Raw genomic sequence first — 21596 nt, 5'->3', positions numbered from 1 at the left:
CTGCGGGAGGTTCTGCATCATGTGGATGAAGCCGTTGTCGAGCTCGCCGACGATGTCGTCGTCGGTGACGCGGACGTTCTCGAAGAACAGCTCGGCGGTGTCGGACTCGTCCTGGCCGACCTTGTCGAGCTTGCGGCCGCGACTGAAGCCGGGGGCGTCGGTCGGGATCGCGAAGAGGGTGATGCCCTTGGCCTTCTTCTCCGGGCTGGTGCGCACCGCGGTGACCACCAGGTCGGCGGAGTAGCCGTTGGTGATGAAGGTCTTGGAGCCGTTGACGACCCAGTCGTCACCGTCGCGGACGGCGGTCGACTTGAGGGCGGCCAGGTCGGAGCCTCCCGACGGCTCGGTCATGCCGATGGCCAGCAGCGTCTCGCCCGCCGCGACGCCGGGCAGCCAGCGCTGCTTCTGGTCCTCGGAGCAGAGCTCGACGATGTAGGGCGCGGTGATGTCGGCGTGGATGCCCCAGCACGAGCCGAGCGCGGCGTTGACCTTGGACAGCTCCTCGGCCATGACCGCGTTGAACCGGTAGTCGCCGGCCTCGGCGCCGCCGTAGGCCTCAGGGATCTCCAGGCCCAGGAAGCCCTGCTTGCCGGCCTCGAGCCAGAACTCGCGCGGCAACGCCTTGTCGATGGCGTGCTGCTCGACGTGCGGCACGACGGACCGGTCCAGGAACTCCTTGACGGACGCTCGGAATGACTCGTGGTCCTCGTCGTAGATCTCGCGCTTCATGACGCCATTCTACCGATGGGTAAGGAAGGCAGCAGGCAGACCCAGCACGAGGACCAGCAGCGTCGTGCCGGCGGCCAGGGCCACCACCGGTCCCGCCGTACGCCGCAGGGTCGCCGGCCGCAGCGAGCACCCGAGGGCGAACATCGCCGCCGCGAGCGCGGCGGACTGCACGCCCCCCGCCGCCGCGAGCAGCGGCTCCGGCACGGGGAGGGCCGAGCCCACGACCACGAGCGCCACGAAGGCCGCGACGAAGAACGGCACCAGCGGCGGTCGCAGCCCGTCGACACCGACGTCCGCCGTGCGGGCGCGCCAGGAGACGACCGCCAGCACCGGGGCGAGCAGGAGCACCCGTCCGAGCTTGACGACCACGGCGACCTGGAGTGCGCCGCCGCCGACCAGGCCTCCCGCCACCACGACCTGGCCGACCTCGTGGACCGAGGCCCCGGCCCATGCGCCCGTCGCGGCGGCACCGAGGCCGAGCCACGACCCGAGCAGCGGCACCAGCAGCATCGCCACGCTGCCGAAGACCACGACCAGCGAGACGACCACGGCCACCGTCTCGTCACGGGAGCGGCGCACGCCCTGGACGGCACCGACCGCGGCGGCGCCACAGATCGAGAACCCGGCGGCCACGAGCAACGCGGTCTCGGCGGGCACGCCCAGCAGGCGCGCGATGGCCAGGCTGCCGAGGATCCCCACCCCCACGACGCCGGCGACCACGAGGAGCATCGGCCAGCCGAGCCCGATGACGTCGGAGAGGACGAGCTGCAGCCCGAGCAGCGCGACACCGACGCGCAGCAGCCGTCGCGAGGCCATCTGGAGGCCGGGACCCAGCGCCGGCGCGGCGGCCGCACCGGTGGTCGCACCGGTCATCGCCACGGCCAGCCCGAGGACGATGGCGACCAGGGTCGGGCTGAGCACCGGCACGACCGCGTGCGCCCCGAGCGCCAGGGCAGCGCCCCCTGCCGCGAGGCCCAGGCCGGGCAGCTCGCGGGGAAGGGGGGCCATGCCCTCGAGTGTGGTCGAGTCGTAGCCGCCGCAGTAGCCGTCGTTCGGGTGCCTGCTCATGCCTGTTTGATATGAGAGCGGAGCTGGGCATATCGTCCAGGCATGACCACTCGGCCGGACGTGACGGCGCTCGAGCTGCTCGTGCGCGTGGCCGAGACCGGGTCGCTCGGCGCGGCAGCGCGCGCCATGTCGATGGCGCAACCCAACGCGAGCCGCTCGCTCACCCGCCTCGAGCGACGGCTCGACCTCCAGCTCCTCGTGCGCAGCACCAGCGGCTCCCGCCTCACCGACCAGGGCCAGGTCGTCGCCGCCTGGGCGCGCGACGCGCTCACCGCTCTGGACCGCGTCGCCCTCGGGGCCCGGTCCCTGGTCGCCGAGCAGGCCGCCCAGCTGACGGTGTCCGCGAGCCTGACGGTGGCGGAGTACCTCGCCCCCCGCGGGCTCGCGGCCTTCCGCCGGGCCCATCCCGACCAGCACGTCAGCCTCGACGTCGGCAACTCCGGGCGGGTGCTCGACCAGGTGGTCGCGGGTCGCGCCTCCCTGGGCTTCGTGGAGTCACCCTCCGTGCCCCGCACGGTGACCTCGACCGTGGTGGCGCGCGACACCCTCGTGGTGGTCGTCGCGCCGTCGCATCCCTGGGCGCGCCGGCGAACCCCGCTGCGGCCCGACGACCTGGTCGCCGCCGACCTGGCCCTGCGCGAGGCCGGCTCCGGCACCCGGGAGACCCTCGAGCGCGCGCTCGCCAGGAACGGCCTGACGCTCGGCGCCGCGCACCTCGAGCTGGCCAGCACGGCCGCCCTGAAGGCGGCCGCGAGCGAGGGCGAGACCCCGGCCGTCCTCAGCGAGCTGTCCGTCGTCGCGGAGGTGATGACCGGCCAGCTCGCCGTCGTACCGGTGCGTGACCTCGACCTGACCCGCGCCCTGCGTGCCGTGTGGCTGCCCAGCCGGCGCCCGACCGGGGCGAGCGCGGACCTGCTCGCGATCGCGCGCGCCTAGCCCCCGCTGGTGGACTCAGCGCAGGTCCTCCACCTCCACCACGTCACCGGGGTCCGGAGGGTCGACCTCGGCGCCGTCGTCGAAACCGTAGAGCTCGACACTGCCGCGCCCGGCACCGCTCAGCTCCATCGCGACGACCCGGTGCGGGGCGTCGACGGTCACCGCGACGTCCACGAGGGTTCCGTCGGGCCGCTCCCCCTCGAGCCGTACGACGGCGAGGCCGGCCAGCTCGTCGGGTCCTGCGTTGCGCCACGAGAGGTCCCGGGGACTGCCGACGAAGGCGCGGTAGGGCTCGTCGATGTCGCAGAAGCGGTCGAGCTCGGACGAGGAGGTGAGATGGATCCAGGTGTCGGCGAGGTTGGAGACCAGCGGCCCGTCGAAGACCAGCGGCCAGTAACCCTCGTCAGGGCGGATCCAGACCTCGCCGGCCACCCGGAGGACCTGCACGCTGGCGCCGGCGGTCGTGACCGTGCCCGCGCAGTCACCGGCCCGCGTGACGACCAGGTCGCGCGTCTCCTTCACGCCTCTGGCGTAGTCGGTCGTGCGCAGCCGCAACGATGTCAGGTCGGCCATGTCCGCCTCCGCCGCGGCGAGCACCGAGAGCGGCGTCTCCTGCTCGAAGCCGGCGCAGGCGACCAGCGCGAGTGCCGACGAGAGGGCCAGGGAGGCTGCGAGCGCTGGGCGACGGACGCCCCTCACCGACTGAGCAGGCTCTCCACCCACGCGGGCACCAGCTCGCCGGCCGGCCCGTGGCGGGCCTCGGAGAAGTAGTCGGTCCCCTCGCTGGGCTGGAGGTTGAGCTCCAGCGTGCGGGCGCCGTAGGAGGCCGCGGCCTGCACGAAGCCGGCCGCCGGGTAGACCGCGCCCGCGGTCCCGATCGACACGAAGAGGTCGGCGCGGAGCAGCGCGTCGTGGATGCGGTCCATCTCGTAGGGGATCTCGCCGAACCACACGACGTCGGGTCGCAGCTCACTCACGCCGCAGCGCGGGCAGGGCGGGTGGTCGACGAGGTCGCTGGTCCAGCGGCTGCGCTGGCGACACCCGCGGCACAGGGCGGAGTTGAGCTCGCCGTGCATGTGCAGGACGCGGCTCGACCCCGCGCGCTCGTGGAGGTCGTCGATGTTCTGCGTGACGACGAGCAGCTGGTCGCCGCAGGACTCCTCGAGGCGGGCCAGCGCGTGGTGGGCCTGGTTGGGCTCGACCTGGAGCAGCGCGGAGCGGCGCGCGTCGTAGAAGCGGTGCACGGTCGTGGGCTTGAGGTCGTAGGCCTGCGGCGTCGCGACGTCCTCGACCCGGTGGCCCTCCCAGAGCCCGTCGGCGTCGCGGAAGGTCGGCACCCCGCTCTCGGCGGAGATGCCGGCGCCGGTCAGGACGACGATCCTCATGCCGACCCTCCTCGGGGTGCTCGGCGGTGCAGCGTCACGACGTAGCCGCCACCCTCGACCCAGGGACCACGGTCCCACGTCGACCACCGCTCCACCGGCTCCAGCCCGACGCGGGCGAACGCGGAGTCCACGTCGGCGAGCGGCGTCACCGGGCAGTCGCCCGGGAGGTGGTCCGCGTCGAGCCCGAAGCCGCACACGACCAGGCCACCGTCGTCGGTGTGCGCGGCAAGCCGGGCGGCGACCGCGTCGAGGGTCCCGGGCTCGAGCAGGGGGACGACGTTGCCGGCGACCAGCACCAGGTCGAAGACCGTGTCGAGGGCCATCGTGGCCAGGTCCACCACACGCCAGTCGAGCGACGGCGCCTCCTCCTGCGCCACCCGCACCATCGAGGCGTCGACGTCGACCCCGACCACGTCGTAACCGAGGCCCGCGAGATGGGTCGCGATGCGTCCCGTCCCGCAGCCGGCGTCGAGCACCCGCGCCGGCGGCGGGCCGGCCAGCCCGGTCACCAGCCCCGCCTCGCCGTGGACGTCCTGGCCGGCGGCGACCATGGCGCGGAACCGCTCGGCGTACGCCGTGGCGTAGGCGGTGCCCTCGGCGTCGCGGGCGATCCGCTGCCAGCGGCTCATCACGCCACCGCGTAGTCGAAGTCGACCCGCAGGCCACGGATCTTCGTCACCGTCGCGGTGACGCTGCCGGAGCCGGTGTTGGGCGTGACCGTGCAGGTCACCGTCTCGCCGACCCGGCCGAGGAGCTCCCCGGGACAGACCACCTCGTCGACGTGGAAGGCCTCCTCGGTCAGGGCCTCGAGCAGCTCGCTCGCGACCCGGTCGGCCGGGACCACGAGCACGCTGTCGATGCGGACCTCCTGGGCGACGACCTCGGTGACGCTCACCCGCACCGTGGCCCGCTGCCGATCGACCTGGACACGGCACTCCTCCGAGGCCCCGGCCGTGGCCGGCAGCTCGCCGTCGCACGTGACGCGGACGGTGGTCGTGTCGTCCTTGGCGGGATACATCCCGGCGACCTGCGACTCGAGCTCGTCCCGGCTGATGCTCTGGGCCGAGACGGGCCGGTCCTGAGTCGCGCACCCGCCCAGCGTGACCACCAGCGTGATCACCAGCGCGACGGCAGCCGACGTGGCCAGCGCACGCAGGGTGGGAACCGTCACGGACCAACGATGGCATCTCCCGACGTCGCGCGGGCGACGGACCCCTCACGACCCCGCCACCACGTCGACAGGGCCAGACCGGTGACGACGTCCCAGAGGCCCCACAGCGCCGCGACGAGCACCACGCCGCCGAGGTCGGAGAAGAAGCCGAGGGCGAGCACCACGCCCAGCGCGGTGTTGCGCACCCCGAGCTCGAAGGTCATGGCACGCACGCCCGGGGCTCGCAGCCGGCACGCTCGTCCGGTGGCATAGCCGACGCCGAGGGCCATCGCGTTGTGCGCGACGATCGGCACCGCGACGACCGCGAGGTAGTCCACGAGCACGTCGAGCTGGGCGGCGGCACCGCCCACGACCACGAGAAGCAGCAGCCCCAACGCCCCCGGCTCCACGATCCGCTGGGCGCGTTCGGCGAACCGGGGCCGGCGCCACGCGACGAGGACGCCGAGCGCGAAGGGCAGGCCGATCAGCAGGGCGACCTCGGTCATGACCGTTGCCGGCTCGATGGACACGTCACGCAGCAGCTCGCGGGCAGCGGGGTTGAGCCCGGACCAGAAACCGAAGGCCAGCGGCGTCAGGAGCACCGCCGCGAGGTTGGAGAGCGCCGTGAGCGAGATCGAGAGCGCCACGTCGCCTCGGGCGCGGTGGGTGAGCAGGTTGGACAGGTTGCCGGCCGGGCAGCAGGCCACCAGCAGCATGCCGATCGCCACCGAGCCGCGCACGTCCAGGACGAGCGTGAGGAGCAGGGCCAGGCCCGGCGCCACGGCGTACTGCGCCACGAGGCCGACGGCCATCACCCAGGGCCGGCGTACGACGGCACGCAGGTCCTCGACCCGGGTGTCCAGCGCGATGCCGAAGAGGAAGAGCGCGACGACCACCTTGATGGCGAGCTGGAGCGTGCCGGGGAGCTCGAGACTGAGCTGGTCGACGTCGACCATGCCGCTCCCTCCTCTTTACTGTCAGTTGACTGCCATGTGGCAGCACACTGACAGATTGGCGCTGCCGCGGCTAGAGTCCCCGCGTGAGCGAGCCCCGCACGACCCCGATCATCACCTCGCGTGTCGCGACGTCGCAGCCGAGCTTCGTCGGCTACCCCCGCCCGCCCGCCGGGGCCCCGAACGTCGTCCTGGTGGTGCTCGACGACGTGGGCTTCGCCCAGCTCGGCTGCTTCGGCGCCACCATCGCGACCCCGCACATCGACCGGTTGGCGGCTCAGGGCCTGCGCTACAACCGCTTCCACGTGACGTCGGTGTGCTCCTCGACCCGGGCCTCGCTGCACACCGGCCGCAACCACCACGCGGTCGGCATGGGCGTCACCGAGGAGGCGGCGCTCGGCTTCCCGGGCTACACCGGGCGGATCCCCCCGTCGGCGGCGATGCTGGCGCGGGTCCTGCGCGACGCCGGCTACAACACGATGTCGGTCGGCAAGTGGCACCTCACCCCGCAGACGGAGTACTCCGCCGCCGGGCCGTTCCACCGCTGGCCCCTCGGCATGGGCTTCGAGCGGTTCTACGGCTTCCTCGGCGCCGAGACCAGCCAGTGGGCGCCCGAGCTGGTGCGCGACAACACCCACGTCGAGGCCCCGCGCACGCCCGAGGAGGGCTACCACCTGACCGAGGACCTCGTCGACGAGGCGATCCGGATGGTGCAGGACCAGCAGCAGGCCGAGGCGCGCAAGCCGTTCTTCCTGCACCTGGCCACCGGCGCCGCGCACGCGCCCCACCAGGTGCCCGAGGAGTGGGTCCGCCCTTACGAGGGCCAGTTCGACGACGGCTGGGAGGCCTGGCGCGAGCGGGTCTACGAGCGCCAGGTGGCCACCGGGGTGGTGCCCGAGGGCACGGTCCTGACCCCGCGCCCGTCCTGGGTGCCGGAGTGGTCCGGGCTCCCCGCGGACCAGCGCCGGCTCTTCGCCCGCTACATGGAGGTCTTCGCCGGCTTCATGACCCACACCGACCACCACCTCGGTCGCCTCTTCGACCACCTCGAGGAGCTCGGCATCGCCGACGACACCCTGGTCATGGTGCTCTCGGACAACGGCGCCAGCGCCGAGGGTGGCGTGACCGGCACGATGAACGAGGCGGCCGGCTGGCTGGGTCACGGGGAGCCGGTCGACGAGGCGGTCGCACGCACCGACGAGATCGGCGGCCACAGCGCCTACAACCACTACCCCTTCGGCTGGGCCTGGGCCGGCAACACCCCGCTGCGACTGTGGAAGCGGCACGCCTGGCTCGGGGGCGTCCGCACCCCGCTGGTCGTGCGGTGGGGCGCGCGCGTCCCCGACCCCGGCGGCGTGCGCGAGCAGTTCTGCCACGCGGTCGACGTCTTCAGCACCGTGCTCGACGCCGCCGGCGTCCCGGTGCCTGCGACCGTCGACGGCGTGACCCAGCAGCCGGTCGACGGCGCCTCCCTGCTCTCGTCCCTCGACGACGACGCCGCGGCCGAGCACCGCCCGCTGCAGTACTTCGAGATGATGGGCTCGCGGGCGATCTACCTCGACGGCTGGAAGGCCGTCACCGACTACGTCTCCGACCAGTTCGGGGAGCGCGAGGTCATCCCCGGGAGCTTCGACTTCGACACCGACCGGTGGTCGCTCTTCCGCCTCGCCGACGACTTCTCGGAGTCCTTGGACGTGGCCGACGAGCACCCCGACGTCGTCGCCCGGCTCGTCGAGCTCTGGTGGGCCGAGGCGGGGCGCAACCAGGTCCTGCCGCTCTTCGAGTTCCCCGCGTCGATGGCCCACATGCACCCCGGCGAGTTCGTGCAGCCGGGCCACGCGACATACCGGCCCGGCGGCGGGCCGGTCCCGACCACCCAGATGCCCTCCCTCGTCGGTGGCTTCGAGCTGAGGGCGGAGGTCGTCATCGAGGCCGGGGACGAGGGGATCATCGCGGCGATCGGGGACCGGCACGGCGGCTGGGCGTGCTACCTCCTCGACGGGCGGCCGGTGGCGACCTTCGCGATGCTCGACACCTCGATCCGCCTCGCCGACGACACCGCCCTCGCGCCGGGGCAGCACGTGGTGGCGCTGCGCTACTCCCCCGGTCGCGACGCCGCGATCTCGTTGCACGTCGACGGCACCGAGCGTGCCCGCGCCCCCTACGCCGGACTGATGTTCCTGCCCAACCTCTCGACCGCCGGGACGGGGCTGCTGATCGGGCGCGACCGCGGGCTGGCCGTGTGCGGCGACTACCGCCCGCCGTTCACCTTCACCGGCGACCTGCGCCGCGTCGACCTGAGCAGCGGACGCCCCGACGCGCGCCCCGACGACGCCACGGTGCTGCGCAGCGCCCTGGCCTCGGACTGAGGACCGGGGCGTGCCCTCCACCGACCCGGCACCGGGGCTGCGGGAGCGACGACGCGACGCCACCCGGCGGGCGCTGGAGGACGCGGCGCTGCGCCTCTTCGCCCGCGACGGCTTCGACGCCACCACCGTCGAGACGATCTGCGCCGCGGCCGAGGTCTCCCCCCGGACGTTCTTCCGCTACTACGCCACCAAGGACGAGGTCCTCAACCCCGAGCGGCGGGCCCGGCAGGCCCGCCTGCGCGACGTCGTCGCCGCGGCTTCCCTCGAGGACCCCGACGACCCCGACGACCTCGACGTGGCGCTCGCCGCCCTGGCCGCCCTCGCCGCCGACCTGGGCACCGACCGCGAGCGGCTCCTGCTCCAACGACAGGCCGTGATCACCTCGCCGGCGCTGCGTGGTCGCACCTACGACGTCCTGCAGTCCTGGCAGCAGACCCTGGCCGTGGCGCTGGCCGCACGGCGTGGCGCGCCGCCCGACGACCTCGCCGCCCTGAGCGCTGCTGCGGCGGCGATCGGGGTCTGGCAGGCCGTCGTGGCGCGTTGGCTGGACGATCGGGCCGACCCCGACCTCGGCGACCTCCTCGCGGAGGCCGTCGCTGGGCTCGGTCGGGCAGGATCGAGGGCGTGACCCACCCCGGCTTCAGCTACGACAACCGCACCGGACGCGGCCCCGGTCGCATGGTGCGGACGATGAGTGCGGTCCTGCCGGGGGTCGCCCGGGTCTGGAGCCAGGTCGAGCCCTACGCCGAGTCCTGGCGGGCGCACAACCTCACCCACCTCGACCTGCCCGGGCGGCGCTGGGTCGTCCTGGGCGACTCGATGTCGGTGGGCATCGGCGCGACGTCGTACGACGCCGGCTGGGTCGGCCAGCTCGCCCGGCGCCTGGCGCACGACGGCCAGGGCCTCCGCGTCCTCAACCTCGCGGCCACCGGCGCCGGGGTGTCCGACGTGCTCGAGCAGCAGCTCCCGGTCCTGGAGGAGATCGGCTCGCGCGACGACGACCTCGTCACGGTGCTGGTGGGGTCCAACGACCTCTTCGGAGCGCGCGCCCGGCGCGACCGGTTGCCCGACGGCTTCGCCGCCATGGTCGAGCGGGTGCCGGTCGGATCGGTCGTCGCCACACTGCCCCAGCCGAGCGGGGCGGCCGCTCGCGCCAACGTGCACGTCGAGCGCGCCGCCGCCGCCGGACGGGTCGCCATGGTCGACCTGCGCGTCACCGGGCCCTCGTCCTGGAAGGGACGCCTCGCCAGCGACTACTTCCACCCCAACGACGCGGGCTACGCCGCGCTCGCCGGCGCGTTCGAGCCGACGGTCCGGGCCCGCCTCGGCGCACGCCCGTGCGCCTGACCCGGTCGTGCGGGGCTCAGCGCAGGACGTCCGCCGGGTCGTGGTGCTCCGCACCGTCACCGTGGTCGGTGTGCACGCCGGTGATCCCGTTCTGCGTGGGTGCCACAGCAGCGGAGCGAAGGCCGACCGGCGTGCTCAGCTCGTCGAGGCTGAGCGCGAACGTGCCGACCGAGTAGGCGATGGCGTCGGCGTTGTGGCCCAGCGCGAAGACGTTGACGTTGCCGAGCAGGTCGTAGCCCTGGTCGAGCTGGGCGTAGAGGTCGGCGTCAGCACCGTCCGCGACAGGCGTCAGGCTGTCGCAGCCCTGGTGGTAGCAGGGGTCGAGCGCGGCGCCGGCGACACCGCCGAAGAGCGCGGCCTGGTCAGCGGTCTTCTGGGTCTCCGCGCCGGTGAAGAGGCCACCGGCGGGGATGCCGTTGTTGATGAAGGCCTGGTAGTCGGAGCGACCCGAGAAGTCGGTGCCGACGTGGTCCTGGCCGCGGGTGTCGAAGTAGCGCTCGAGCACCTTCTCGATCTGCGCCGAGCCAGCGGGTCCGGCGCCGGCACCCACGGCGTCGGAGTTGTCTCCGTCGTAGATGCCGAAGATGTAGTTGGGCGAGCCGATCATGTCGAAGTTGAGGTAGAGCGCGATCTTGTCGCGCTCCGCGGCGGAGAGGCTGTCGACGTAGGCAGTCGAGCCGACCAGACCGAACTCCTCGGCGCCCCACCAGCCGAAGCGGACGCGGTGGGGGACCTTGGTGCCACCCTTCGCCGCCAGCTGGAGCGCGGTCTCCAGGACGCCGGCCGAGCCGGTGCCGTTGTCGTTGATCCCCGGGCCCTCGGGCACGCTGTCGAGGTGGGAGCCGGCCATGACGACCTTCTCGGGATCGCCGTAGGGCCACTCGGCGATCAGGTTGGTCGTGACGCGGTCCTCGGTCAGCTCGGCGAGGTCGAGGTTGACCTGCACCGGTCCCGCGGCGAGCGTCGCGCGCAGGGCGTTGCCCTCGTTGAGCGAGGTGCCGCCGGCCGGGATGTCGACCGCGTCGGGGGTGCCCAGGGTGCCGTTGACGAGCAGGTCGGGCTGAGCGGCGTCGTTGTTGCTCACGACGACGCCGACCGCGCCGGCGGCCTCGGCGTTCTGGGCCTTGACGAGGAAGGAGCACGCGCCGCGCGGGACCAGCACGACCGCACCGGCCACGCGGCCGGTGAAGTCGGCCGCCTCGCAGCCGGGGGTCGTGTCGGTGGCCGGGACGGCGACCAGCGCCGCGGTCGTGCCGCCCTCGGGGGAGGCGCCGGAGTAGGTCATGACGTCGACCGGGATGTCGCGGGCGGTGGGGCTGAGCTGGCGGAAGGACTCCTTGAGCTCCTCGGTGTAGACGAAGGGGAACTCCTGGACCTCGGTGACGTAGCCGACGGCGTCCAGCTTGGCCTTCACGTAGTCGAGGCTGCTGTCGTAGCCGCTCGACCCGGCCGCGCGGTCTGCGTTGCCGCTGGCGTCCGCGATGCGCTGGAAGGCACGCAGGTGGTCGGCGACCGCTGCGGTGCGGACCTCCTTGACCAGCTTGTCCGGCAAGGTGTCGTTGGGCTTGGCCGACGCGGGCGAGCCGCCCAGGGCCGAGGTGAGGGCCACGCCGAGCGAGGCGGTCAGCGCGAGGCCGACGGTGGTGCGAGTCCTACGCATCAAGGGTCTCCGAGATCGTCAGGGGCGCCCCGATGACGCCACTGTCCGGCCACCTTAGGGGCGGGGCGACCCCGGGCGACAGGTCCTGCGGCGACTTTCCTCGTCCGGCGCAGATCCTCCTGCCGGGCCGCGCCGAGGGGAAGGAAGGATGGGGCCATGACCAGCGATGCATCCCCCTCCCCCCACCAGGCCCGAGCAGTTCTCGTCACCGGAGGTTCGCGCGGCATAGGCGCCGCCGTCGCCCGCGCGTTCGCCGAGCAGGGCGACCGGGTCGCGGTGCACTACGGCACGTCAGCCGATGAGGCGGAGGCGGTGCGCGTCTCCCTGGCAGGCGAGGGTCATGTCGTCGTGCAGGCCGACATGGCCCGACCCGACGACGTCAGCGCCGCCGTGGGCTCGGCCGCCGCCCAGCTCGGACGCCTCGACGTGCTGGTCAACAACGCCGGGGTGTTCCTCGCCCACCCGCCGCTGTCGACGTCGTACGACGACTGGCAGGCCACCTGGTCGCAGACCATCGCCACCAACCTCACCGGCGCTGCCAACGCCACCTTCTGCGCCATCCCGCACCTGCGCGCTGCAGGCGGTGGCGCGGTGGTGAACGTGTCGAGCAGGGGAGCGTTCCGCGGCGAGCCGAACTGCCCGGCGTACGCCGCGTCCAAGGCCGGGTTGAACGCCTTCGGGCAGTCGATGGCGCTCGTCCTGGCGCCGTACGACATCTCTGTCGGCACCGTGGCGCCCGGCTTCGTGCAGACCGAGATGGCTCGCGAGGTGCTCGACGGCGAGGGTGGGGACGACGTGCGAGCTCAGTCTCCGTTCGGCCGGGTAGCCCACCCCGAGGAGGTCGCCGCCGCAGTGGTGTGGCTCGCCTCGCCCGGGGCCCGCTTCTCGTCAGGCACGATCATCGACGTCAACGGTGCGTCCTACTTGCGGAGCTGAGTGGGTCGTAGACCGAGCCGCCGACCCAATCGGAACTGACCCGCACAAACGCGAGAACTCAGTAGTACCAGGGGTACTGCGACCAGTCGGGGTCACGCTTCTCGAGGAACTGGTCGCGCCCCTCGGCGGCCTCGTCGGTCATGTAGGCGAGCCGGGTGGTCTCACCGGCGAAGATCTGCTGGCCGATCAGGCCGTCGTCGATGGCGTTGAAGGAGAACTTCAGCATCCGCTGGGCCGTCGGTGACTTGCCGTTGACCAGGCGACCCCACTCCAGCGCGGTCGCCTCGAGCTCGGCGTGCGGGACGGCCTTGTTGACCGTGCCCATCCGCACACCGTCCTCGGCGGAGTACTCGGCCCCGAGGAAGAAGATCTCGCGGGCGAACTTCTGGCCGACCTGACGGGCGAGGTACGCCGACCCGAAGCCGCCGTCGAAGGAGCCCACGTCGGCGTCGGTCTGCTTGAAGCGCGCCTCCTCCCGGCTGGCGATGGTCAGGTCGCACACCACGTGGAGGCTGTGGCCGCCGCCGGCGGTCCAACCCGGCACGACACAGATGACGACCTTGGGCATGAAGCGGATCAGCCGCTGCACCTCGAGGATGTGCAGCCGCCCGAGCCTGGCCTTGTCGACCGTCTCGGCGGTCTCGCCCTCGGCGTACTGGTAGCCCGCGCGGCCGCGGATCCGCTGGTCGCCGCCGGTGCAGAACGCCCACTTGCCGTTCTTGTCGCTCGGCCCGTTGCCGGTGAGCAGCACGCAGCCGACGTCGCTGGAGGTCCGGGCGTGCTCGAGCACCTGGAGCAGCTCGTCGACGGTGTGCGGGCGGAAGGCGTTGAGGATGTCGGGTCGGTCGAAGGCGACGCGCACCGTGCCGTGGGCCTTGGCCCGGTGGTAGGTCAGGTCGGTGAGGTGCTCGAAGCCCGGCACCTCGTCCCAGGCCGTGGGGTCGAAGGTCTCGGACACTCCGTCGATCGCACTCATGAGGGCGAGGCTAGCGGCCGGTCCTCCGAGCGCGCCCAGCCCTGCTCGCGTGGCGCGATGGCGAAGACCCGCGCCGGGAAGCCGGAGCCCCCCTGAGGCTTCGGCCACGTGGCCACGACCAGCGCTCCCGCGGGCGGCACCTGGTCGAGGTGGGCCAGGAGCTCGATCTGCCAGCGGTCCTGCTCGAGCAGGTAGAGCTCGAGGCCATAGTCGCCCTGCGACGTGGCGCTGCCCGGGTCGGTGTCGGTCGTCTCGTGGCCGATCGCGGTGATCCCGACGGTCTCGACCAGGTGCTCGAGCACCTCGCGTGACCACCCGGGATAGTGCGCGACACCGTCGGCGTCATGGTTGGCCATCGCGGCCGGGTCCGGCCAACGGTGGCTCCAGTCGGTGCGCAGCGCGACGAAGCAGCCGCCCGGCAGCGGTCCGTGCCGCTCCTCCCAGGCCGTGACGTCGTCGAGGGTCACGACCGCGTCGGCGTCCACGCGCACACGCTCGGAGATGTCGAGCACGACCAGGGGCAGCACCATCTGCTCCACCGGCACCTGGTCGAGCGTCCGCGCGCCGTCGACGAAGTGCGACGGCGGGTCGACGTGGGTGCCCCACTGCCCCACGATCGTGTAGCGATGCACGCTGAACCCGTCACCGGCCGCCACGTCGAAGACCTGGCTGCGCTCCTCGTTGGGGAACGCCGGGAAGTGCGGCTGGTCAGGGTGGAAGGCATGGGTCAGGTCGGTGAAGACGTGGTCCTGCACGAGGCTGCGCTGCAGGTCCCACAGGGGGTGGTCGCTCATGGCGCCCACCCTGGCACGCGGGTGGCTGCGTGAGACCTCACGGCGGGTCGCTCGTTGAGCACGGCATGAGACGACCGTCACGCACCACGGCCCTGCTCTCCCTGGCCCCGTTCTTCCTGATGCTGTGCGCAGCCGTCGCCGCGAGCCCGGCCAACGCCGACCGGCAGCCCCAGCTGGAGCCGTCGGACCCGGCGTACACCGCGCGCGACGTGCAGAACATCGCCGACGCCTACGGCCGCATCGACGGCCCGGGTGGCCAGCTGCGCAACCCCGCCTACCTCCCGGCGCTGGTGCAGGCGACGACGGCGCGGAGCGTGCAGCAGATGCTGACCCAGGTCGCCTCCCCGACGCGACCCGCCGTGACGGCCGGCAACTTCTTCCCGGGGTGGAACGTCGGCAACCCGCTGCGCGACGGCTGGTCCGGCACCCGCGGGCTGAGCCGCAAGGTCGCCTTCACCAACCAGCACGGGGCACTCCTGCGCGGCACCGTGTGGCGGCCGAAGCCCGGCGCCCGCGACCCCTACACCGGGCAGGTGCTGCGCGCCCCGTTCCCCGGGGTGGTGCTCACCGAGGGCTCGGTGCAGGGCTCGGAGGGGATGCATGAGTGGCTGGCCCAGGACCTCGCCGAGCGCGGCTACGTCGTGCTGACCTACGACGTGCAGGGCCAGGGCACCAGCGAGACGCTGCCGCACAGCACCGGTGATGTCTTCCCCACCTGCTGCGACGGCGTGCCCTTCCAGCAGCTGTCCAACTTCGTGGTCGGCACCCGCAACGCGCTCGACTTCTTCACCGCCACCCCGTCACAGCCCTACGCCAACCCGTCGGCGGCACCTGGCGAGGCGGACCCGTTCAACCCCTACTGGCGCCTCTTCGACCGCTCCCCCGACCGTCGTACGGCGACCCCGGGCCGGACCAGCCGGATCGCGATCATCGGCCACTCGCTCGGCGCGCAGGCGGTGTCGCAGGTGCAGGCCACCGACCGTCGCGTCGCGGCGGTCGTCGCGCTCGACAAGCTGCGCGGCGGCGACGGGATCCGTCCCGTGGTGCCGGCGCTCGCGGTGCAGTCGGAGTACGGCTTCACGGTCTCCCCCTGGTTCACCAGCGGGGGCAGCTCGATCACCCCGCAGCCCTCGCCGGAGGGCCCCGACCCGCTGCGGGAGCGGGAGACCGGCTTCGACGCCTGGCGCGCGGCCGGCGTCGACTCGATGCTCGTGGTGCCGCGCGCGTCGACCCACCTGGACTACACCGACATCCCGCTGGTGCTGCCGGCCAGCCGCTACGGCCAGGACCTCACCAGCGTCTACACCCAGCTCTGGCTGGACCGCTACCTCAAGCACAGCGACAACACCGCGGCCCTGCTGGGCGGCCGGTTCCGCTACCTCGAGCCCGCGGGCGAGGGCCGCTGGAGCCCGGTCACGCTGCGCCGCGACGCGCTGCTGAGCTTCTACTACTGCTCGGCCTACAGCCTGGACCCGCGCGGCGGCGCCGGTGCTCGTCGTACGGGCGACGTGACGGGGGTCGGCTGCTAGGGCTGACGCGGGAAGATCCCTCAGCCCACGCGGGCGATCGAGAGCGCCAGGCCGGTGAGGTGGCCCAGTCGGGCGATCTCGGAGTCGAGGAACTCCGGGCCGCCACGACGGCCGATGACGACGATCTCGTTGCCGTCGAGGCGGGCTGCTGCGTAGAGCGTGTCGTCGTCGGACTCGAGCCGGGTGGCCCGGTCGAGGTCGACGAACCCCAGCTCGTCGGGAGCCGCGCCGGTGGCGTGGACGACGCCGCCGACCCGGTGCAGGCGCAGCGCCCAGTCGGAGCGGAAGGTCATCGGGAGCAGGTCGACGAGGCGGTTGATCGCCTCGGCCGGGTGCGCGGTGAGGTCCTCGACCGCCTCGAGGTCGAGGAAGAGGTTGCCGCCGGCGGCGTAGCGGCTGATCCACACCACACTGACGCCGTCGAGCGCGTTGCAGGCCGAGACGATCGAGTCGGGCATGATCCCGTCGATCATCTCCAGGAGCACGTCGTCGACCGCGGTGCCGTCGTGGCGCTTCTCCACGATCTCGATGGCCTCGATGTCGCCGCCGGCCTCACCGACGGCGGACGCGAGGCGACCCAGGGACCCCGGGACGTCGGGCAGCTCGACACGCAACAGGTAAGGCACCCGAGGACCCTAGCCTCCGGAGGTTGCCGCGCCGTTTCGGCCACTCACCCGCTGGACCCGTGCAGCCGCAGCCGCAGCCCGGTGGCCCGCTGGGCCTGGGTCGCGACCGCCGCTCGCACCGCCTCCTCGGACCCGACCACGCGCACGCGCGACTGGGCCCGGGTGACGGCGGTGTAGAACAGCTCGCGGGTCAGCAGCCTCGACCCCGCCTCCGGCAGCAGCACCGTGACCCGCTCGGCCTGGCTGCCCTGGCTCTTGTGGATGGTCATCGCGTGCATCGTCTCGATCGCCTCGAGGCGGCCCGGTGCGAGGTCGCGCGGCGACTCCGAGCCCGCGATCCACACCCGGAGCCGCCCGTCGGGCTGGAGCACCGCGACGCCCGACTCGCCGTTGTAGACCCCCAACGCGTAGTCGTTGGTGGTGACCAGGACCGGGCGACCGACGTACCACGAGGTGTAGATCGGCACCCCGGTCTCCTCGGCGACCCAGCGCTCGACCTGCGCGTTCCAGTGTCGTACGCCGAAGGGTCCCTCCCGGTGGGCACACAGCAGGCGGTGCCCGTCGAGGGCCGCGAGGGCGCGCTGGTGGTCTCCGGCGACGGCCGCCTCGCGGACGGCGAGCGCAGAGGCCAGCGCGTCCTCGCGCAGCGCGGTGGCCGGGTCGTCGGTCTCGACGAACTCCACCTCGTCGCTGGCGCGACGCAGCGTGGCCAGCACGGCGTCGGCGTCACCGACGCGGAGTGCCTCGGCGAGGTCCTTGATGTCCTCGGTGGAGCGGAAGTTCTCGGTCAGCGAAGCCACGGGCGAGGTGGGGTGCCCCTCGAAGCCGCGGACCACGTCGGCGAGCACCGCTCCGGCCCCGACCGAGGTGAGCTGGCGGGGGTCGCCGACCAGCAGCAACCGGGCCTCGGGCCGGACCGCCTCGAGCACCCGGCCCATCATGGTGAGCTCGACCATGGAGCACTCGTCGACCACCACGACGTCGTACTTCAGCCGGTTGGCGCGGTCGTGGCGGAAGCGGGTGCGGTTGTCGTGGCGGAAGCCGAGCAACCGGTGCAGCGTCATCGCGTCGGGCCGGCCCACGCGCTCCTGGTCGGCGGGGTCGAGGCCCGCGAGCTCGCCGAGCACCGCCTCCTGGAGCCGGGTCGCGGCCTTGCCGGTGGGGGCGGCGAGCGCGATCGAGCAGCGGCGCCCCGCGGCGGCTGCCTGGTCGGCCAGGAGGACCAGCATCCGCGCGACGGTCGTGGTCTTGCCGGTGCCCGGACCGCCCGTGAGCACCGTGGTCCAGCTGCGCACGGCCCCCGCGGCGGCAGCCTCCTGCTCGGGGCTGAGGTGGTCGCCGCGGACCCGGGCGAGGGCAGCCGCCAACGCGGTCTCGTCGACGGTCGGGGCGTCGGCACCGGCGCGGGTGAGCAGGTCGGTGGCCACCTGGGTCTCGAGGCGGTGGTAGCGGTCGAGGTAGGTCAGCGAGCCCTCGTGGCGCAGCACGCCCTCGGCGACCAGGCGCGAACCGTCGAGGGCGGCTACCCACTCCTCCGGCTCGGGCCAGGGCAGCTCGGGGGCGAGCGACGCGATCGTGGTCAGGTCGACGCAGACCGAGCCGGAGCGCACCGCCCGCACGGCGAGCGCGGCCGCGAGCAGCCCCCGCTCGTCGGTCTCGGCCGCGAGGTCGGCGACGCGACCGGCGACGTGCACGTCGCCCGCCTCCAGCACGCCTGCCCGGTTGAAGACGGCGAGCAGGCCGTCGGCCCCCAGCGCCAGTCGCCGGTCGTGGTCGCCCACGGGTTCGAAGAGCTCGGTCACGGGCGCACCTCTCCGTCGAGCAGGTCGGACAGCTCGTCGACCAGCGCCACGGGCGGACGCCAGGTGAAGACGCCGCAGGGCTCGCCGTCCACGAGCGGGGTCTCCGAGCCGCACATGCCGCGGAGGTAGAGGTAGAGCACCCCGCCGAGGTGCACCTCCGGGTCGTAGCCGGGCTGCCGCCAGCGCAGGAAGCGGTGCAGCACCGCGGCGTAGAGCAGCGCCTGGAGGGGGTAGTCGGAGTGGCCCATGGCGTCGTCGAGCGCCGCAGGACGGTAGGAGTGGGCCGTGAGCGGCTCGTCGCGGGGGCCCAGCCAGTTGGTCTTGTAGTCGACGATCAGGTAGCGCGGGGACGCCGGGGTGCCGAGACGCAGCACGACGTCGACCGAGCCGGTGAGGTAGCCGCGCAGCGTCTGCTCCCCCAGCGCCGGCAGGGCCAGCGCCTCGGCGTAGCCGCGCACGGGGTCGCCCTCGGGCAGGTGACGGCGCAGGAGCGGCGCGAGATCGCCGAGGCGCACGTCGGATCCCGCGCTCACGCCCAGGTCGCCACCCGACAGCGGCAGCTCGAAGTCGAGCTCGCGGAGCCGGTCGCGCAGCGGGACCTGACGCAGCGTCGCGCCGCCGGCGACGCTGCCCAGGGGCGAGTCGCAGACCGCGACGAGGGCGTCGACCAGCTCCTCGCGGTCGAGGTCGACCGGCCACCACCCCAGCTGCTCGTCGACGTGGGCGCCCAGCTCGGCGCGCAGGTCGGCCGCGTCGGGGTCGGTGTGCTCCAGGACGGCGTGCACCAGGGACCCGAACGTCGCCCCGACGGGCAGGCCCGCCATCGGCGACGGCACCGAGTCGGACGTCTCGCCATCTGCCACACCGGCGACGTCGACGTCCTCGTCGTCCTTGGCGAGCAGCTCCGGCTCACTGGTGACGGCCACGGCACCGGGCGCCACGTCGACGTGGCTGAGCGCGGAGTAGGAGGTGCGGCGCCACTCCGTGTCGACGCTGCGGCCGAACGTGCGCACCGCGAGGTCGCCGACCCCGGGCAGCACCGGGTCGGGGCCGGGATCGGCCAGGGCCGCGAGCTCGGGCGACGGACCGCCGCGGTCGCGCCACCGGGCGAACAGGCCCACGACGTCGTCGTCGGTCGGGACCGAGGGCGAGGGCGGGACCTGGCCGTCGGTCGGGTCGAGCCGCATCAGCAACCGGTGCAGCGGTGAGGCCACGGCGTTCTTGGTCGGGGCCCACCAGCACACCACCTGCGACTGCGCCCGGGTGATGGCGACGTAGAGGAGCCGCAGCCACTCCCCGGCCTCCTCGTCGGCCCAGCGGCGCACGTGCTCGGGCCACCCGTCGCCACCGCCGGCACCGACGTCGAGGCAGCGGCGGCCCTCGTCGTCGTGGAAGAGCGGTCGGGTCGGCTTGGGGACGAACCGGTCGCCGAGGGCAGGGAGGTAGACGACGGGGTACTCCAGTCCCTTGCTGGCATGGATGGTGACCAGCTGGACCGCCGCCGCGTCGGAGTCGAGCCGACGGGTGCGCTCGAGCCCGCGCCCGGCCCGGCCCTCGGCCACCTGCCCCCGCAGCCACGCGAGCAGCGAGACGACGCCGAGGTGCTCGGTGGTGGCGACCTCGTGCAGGGCCTCGCCGATGTGGCGCAGGTCGGTCAGCGACCGCTCGCCCCCGACCTCACGGAGCACCCGGGCCGGCAGGCCGGCCGCCGAGGAGGCCTCGAGCACAGCGGCGATGCCGCGGCGGGGCACCACCTCGACCCACTCGCGCAGCACCTCGCCGACCTCCTCGGTGAGCGCGTCACCACGCTCGTCGAGGTCGCGGGCGGTGTGGGGGAAGAAGCAGGTCAGCGCCGCGGCACGCACCCGGGGCGCGCGGTGCGGCTGCTCGAGGGCCTCGAGCAGGCTCAGCCACTCCAGCGCCGCCGGGGTGGCGAAGACGCTGCCCCCGCCCGCGATGACGGCGGGGACACCGACCGCGTGCAGCTCACGCTGGGACGCGGCGAGGTCGGCGTGGCGATAGCAGATGACCGCGACGTCACGCGGCTCCAGCGCACGCCCGTCGAAGGTGGCACCGGACGCCAGGAGACGGCGTACGTCGAGAGCGAGGTCGCGGGCGACGTGCGGGCGCACGTCGGCGACCCCCAGCGACGCCCCGGGCGACCGGCCGAAGGTGTCGCGCCGCACCACCCGCAGCCGGAACGGGGCAGCCACGGGGGTGCCGACCAGCCGCGGCTCCTGGTGGTGCGCCGTCACCGGTCGTACGACGATGCGCTGGTCGCCGAGCTCGGCTCCCACCAGGAGCTCCTGGAGGCCCGCGAGCAGGCCGGCGTCGCTGCGCCGGTTGGTGCCGAGGGTCTGCTGCGTCGTCGCGGTCTCGGCGGCCGCGAGGTAGGTCGTGACGTCGCCGCCGCGGAAGGCGTAGATGGCCTGCTTGGGGTCGCCGATGAGGACCATCGTGGCGACGCCGCTGAAGGCACGGTCGAGGACCTTCCACTGGACGGGGTCGGTGTCCTGGAACTCGTCGACCAGCACGATCCGCCACCGGGCCCGCATGCGCACCCGGGCGGGCGAGTCCTCGGGCTCGAGCGCGTCGGCGAGCTGGCTGAGCAGGTCGTCGTAGGAGAGGATCCCGAGCCTGCGCTTGCGCAGCTCGAGTTCCTCGCGGACCTTGAGCGCGAAGCCCACCCGGCGACCGGCGGGGGTCGTGCGGTCGGCGTCGACCGGCTCGAGCCAGGCCTGCGGGTCGCGCACGACCGCGCGGGCGATCTCGAGGGCCTCGGCGTGGCTGAAGACGGGGCCGCCGGGCGCGAAGGCGAAGGCGCGGAGGTAGAGGTCGTCGACGACCTCGGACACCAGGTCGTCGAGGTCCTCGACCAGGCGTGCCCGGGCGTCGGTGTCGCCGGCCACGCCCAGCGAGCTCAGCACCAGCGAGCAGAACTGGTGGGTCGTGGCGATCGTGGCCGCATCGAAGCCGACCAGGGCCTCGACGACCCGCCGGTGGCGCAGCACCCGCTGCTCCTCGTCGCCGGCGACCAGCAGGGTCAGCAACGAGGACTCCGCGACGTCGACCGCGGGGTCGCCGTCGAGCGCCCGCTCCGCCTCGACCAGCTGGGCGCGCACGCGCTCGCGCAGCTCCTGGCTGGCGGCACGGCCGAAGGTGACCACCAGCATCTCGTCGAGCCCGACGACGCCCTCGGCGACGTAGCGGGTCACGAGGGCGGCGATGGTCCACGTCTTGCCGGTGCCGGCGCTGGCCTCGAGCAGGGTGGTGCCGACGCCGGGCAGCGGCGCGGTGATGTCGAAGGTGGGCAGGTCGCTCGTCACAGGCCATTCC

Annotated in this window: 19 protein-coding genes; 6 read left to right on the top strand and 13 right to left on the bottom strand. The window is 73.4% G+C overall.

Annotated features, from left to right (window positions below):
* The coding region (locus tag RMN98_RS10370; protein WP_309648737.1) for an acyl-CoA dehydrogenase family protein at nt 1-729 on the bottom strand (729 nt) is incomplete at its 3' end.
* A 9-nt stretch (nt 730-738) separates the two neighbouring features.
* Nucleotides 739-1797 carry a putative sulfate exporter family transporter gene (locus RMN98_RS10365; RefSeq protein ID WP_309648736.1) on the bottom strand — a complete coding sequence of 353 codons (1059 nt, stop codon included), beginning with the start codon at nt 1795-1797 and terminating at the stop codon, nt 739-741.
* A 42-nt stretch (nt 1798-1839) separates the two neighbouring features.
* Here RMN98_RS10365 and RMN98_RS10360 point away from each other — a divergent pair, with 42 nt between their 5' ends.
* Nucleotides 1840-2733 carry a LysR family transcriptional regulator gene (locus RMN98_RS10360; RefSeq protein WP_309648735.1) on the top strand — a complete coding sequence of 298 codons (894 nt, stop codon included), beginning with the start codon at nt 1840-1842 and terminating at the stop codon, nt 2731-2733.
* 15 nt (nt 2734-2748) lie between these two features.
* Here the strand turns inward: RMN98_RS10360 and RMN98_RS10355 are convergent, their stop codons facing one another.
* Genes RMN98_RS10355 through RMN98_RS10335 form a run of 5 tightly spaced genes read right to left on the bottom strand, consistent with a single transcriptional unit; the run spans nt 2749 to nt 6224 of the window.
* Entirely contained in the window at nt 2749-3432 is a 684-nt protein-coding gene (locus RMN98_RS10355) for a hypothetical protein (protein WP_309648734.1), read from the bottom strand.
* The gene (locus tag RMN98_RS10350) at nt 3429-4118 is read right to left on the bottom strand and encodes an NAD-dependent deacylase (protein ID WP_309648733.1); all 690 of its coding nucleotides are present in this window, start codon (nt 4116-4118) and stop codon (nt 3429-3431) included. Before RMN98_RS10350 ends, RMN98_RS10355 begins: the two co-directional genes overlap by 4 nt.
* On the bottom strand, nt 4115-4747 hold the full coding sequence (locus RMN98_RS10345; RefSeq protein WP_309648732.1) for a methyltransferase domain-containing protein: 633 nt from the start codon (nt 4745-4747) through the stop codon (nt 4115-4117). Before RMN98_RS10345 ends, RMN98_RS10350 begins: the two co-directional genes overlap by 4 nt.
* Nucleotides 4747-5289 carry a DUF4333 domain-containing protein gene (locus RMN98_RS10340; protein WP_309648731.1) on the bottom strand — a complete coding sequence of 181 codons (543 nt, stop codon included), beginning with the start codon at nt 5287-5289 and terminating at the stop codon, nt 4747-4749. The genes RMN98_RS10345 and RMN98_RS10340 overlap by 1 nt, the downstream gene beginning before the upstream one ends.
* Nucleotides 5286-6224, bottom strand: a complete 939-nt coding sequence (locus tag RMN98_RS10335) for a bile acid:sodium symporter (RefSeq protein WP_309648730.1) — start codon at nt 6222-6224, stop codon at nt 5286-5288. Before RMN98_RS10335 ends, RMN98_RS10340 begins: the two co-directional genes overlap by 4 nt.
* An 83-nt stretch (nt 6225-6307) precedes the next feature.
* Between RMN98_RS10335 and RMN98_RS10330 the strand changes: the two genes are divergently transcribed.
* From RMN98_RS10330 to RMN98_RS10320, 3 genes are read left to right on the top strand one after another with little or no spacing between them, the layout of a single operon-like run.
* Nucleotides 6308-8590 carry an arylsulfatase gene (locus RMN98_RS10330; RefSeq protein ID WP_309648729.1) on the top strand — a complete coding sequence of 761 codons (2283 nt, stop codon included), beginning with the start codon at nt 6308-6310 and terminating at the stop codon, nt 8588-8590.
* A 10-nt stretch (nt 8591-8600) separates the two neighbouring features.
* Nucleotides 8601-9218, top strand: a complete 618-nt coding sequence (locus RMN98_RS10325) for a TetR family transcriptional regulator (RefSeq protein WP_309648728.1) — start codon at nt 8601-8603, stop codon at nt 9216-9218.
* Complete coding sequence (locus RMN98_RS10320) at nt 9215-9937, top strand: SGNH/GDSL hydrolase family protein (RefSeq protein ID WP_309648727.1); 723 nt, start codon at nt 9215-9217, stop codon at nt 9935-9937. The genes RMN98_RS10325 and RMN98_RS10320 overlap by 4 nt, the downstream gene beginning before the upstream one ends.
* Nucleotides 9938-9953: 16 nt before the next feature.
* On the opposite strand, the gene RMN98_RS10315 is transcribed toward RMN98_RS10320, so the two are convergent.
* Nucleotides 9954-11597, bottom strand: a complete 1644-nt coding sequence (locus tag RMN98_RS10315) for a M28 family peptidase (protein WP_309648726.1) — start codon at nt 11595-11597, stop codon at nt 9954-9956.
* Nucleotides 11598-11753: 156 nt separating this feature from the next.
* On the opposite strand from RMN98_RS10315, the gene RMN98_RS10310 reads away from it, so the two are divergent.
* Nucleotides 11754-12533 (top strand): SDR family oxidoreductase, encoded by a 780-nt coding sequence (locus tag RMN98_RS10310; RefSeq protein WP_309648725.1) that lies wholly within the window; start codon nt 11754-11756, stop codon nt 12531-12533.
* Between the two features lie 58 nt (nt 12534-12591).
* Here RMN98_RS10310 and RMN98_RS10305 read toward each other — a convergent pair whose 3' ends face one another.
* Both RMN98_RS10305 and RMN98_RS10300 read right to left on the bottom strand, forming a co-directional pair.
* Nucleotides 12592-13509, bottom strand: a complete 918-nt coding sequence (locus RMN98_RS10305) for a 1,4-dihydroxy-2-naphthoyl-CoA synthase (protein WP_309648724.1) — start codon at nt 13507-13509, stop codon at nt 12592-12594.
* Entirely contained in the window at nt 13506-14303 is a 798-nt protein-coding gene (locus RMN98_RS10300; protein ID WP_309648723.1) for a cyclase family protein, read from the bottom strand. Before RMN98_RS10300 ends, RMN98_RS10305 begins: the two co-directional genes overlap by 4 nt.
* Before the next feature lie 65 nt (nt 14304-14368).
* Between RMN98_RS10300 and RMN98_RS10295 the strand changes: the two genes are divergently transcribed.
* Nucleotides 14369-15832, top strand: coding sequence for an alpha/beta hydrolase (locus RMN98_RS10295; RefSeq protein WP_309648722.1), 1464 nt, complete (start codon nt 14369-14371; stop codon nt 15830-15832).
* Between the two features lie 20 nt (nt 15833-15852).
* Here RMN98_RS10295 and RMN98_RS10290 read toward each other — a convergent pair whose 3' ends face one another.
* Genes RMN98_RS10290 through RMN98_RS10280 form a run of 3 tightly spaced genes read right to left on the bottom strand, consistent with a single transcriptional unit; the run spans nt 15853 to nt 21586 of the window.
* Nucleotides 15853-16458 carry an ACT domain-containing protein gene (locus RMN98_RS10290; RefSeq protein WP_309648721.1) on the bottom strand — a complete coding sequence of 202 codons (606 nt, stop codon included), beginning with the start codon at nt 16456-16458 and terminating at the stop codon, nt 15853-15855.
* A gap of 44 nt (nt 16459-16502) precedes the next feature.
* Nucleotides 16503-18260, bottom strand: a complete 1758-nt coding sequence (gene recD / locus RMN98_RS10285; protein ID WP_309648720.1) for an exodeoxyribonuclease V subunit alpha — start codon at nt 18258-18260, stop codon at nt 16503-16505.
* The gene (locus RMN98_RS10280) at nt 18257-21586 is read right to left on the bottom strand and encodes a UvrD-helicase domain-containing protein (protein WP_309648719.1); all 3330 of its coding nucleotides are present in this window, start codon (nt 21584-21586) and stop codon (nt 18257-18259) included. The genes recD and RMN98_RS10280 overlap by 4 nt, the downstream gene beginning before the upstream one ends.
* Between the last annotated feature and the right edge of the window lie 10 nt (nt 21587-21596).

Origin of the sequence: Nocardioides sp. (assembly GCF_031397825.1) — a bacterium.
GTDB lineage: Bacteria > Actinomycetota > Actinomycetes > Propionibacteriales > Nocardioidaceae > Nocardioides.
This window is presented reverse-complemented; position numbering and strand designations above follow the sequence as displayed.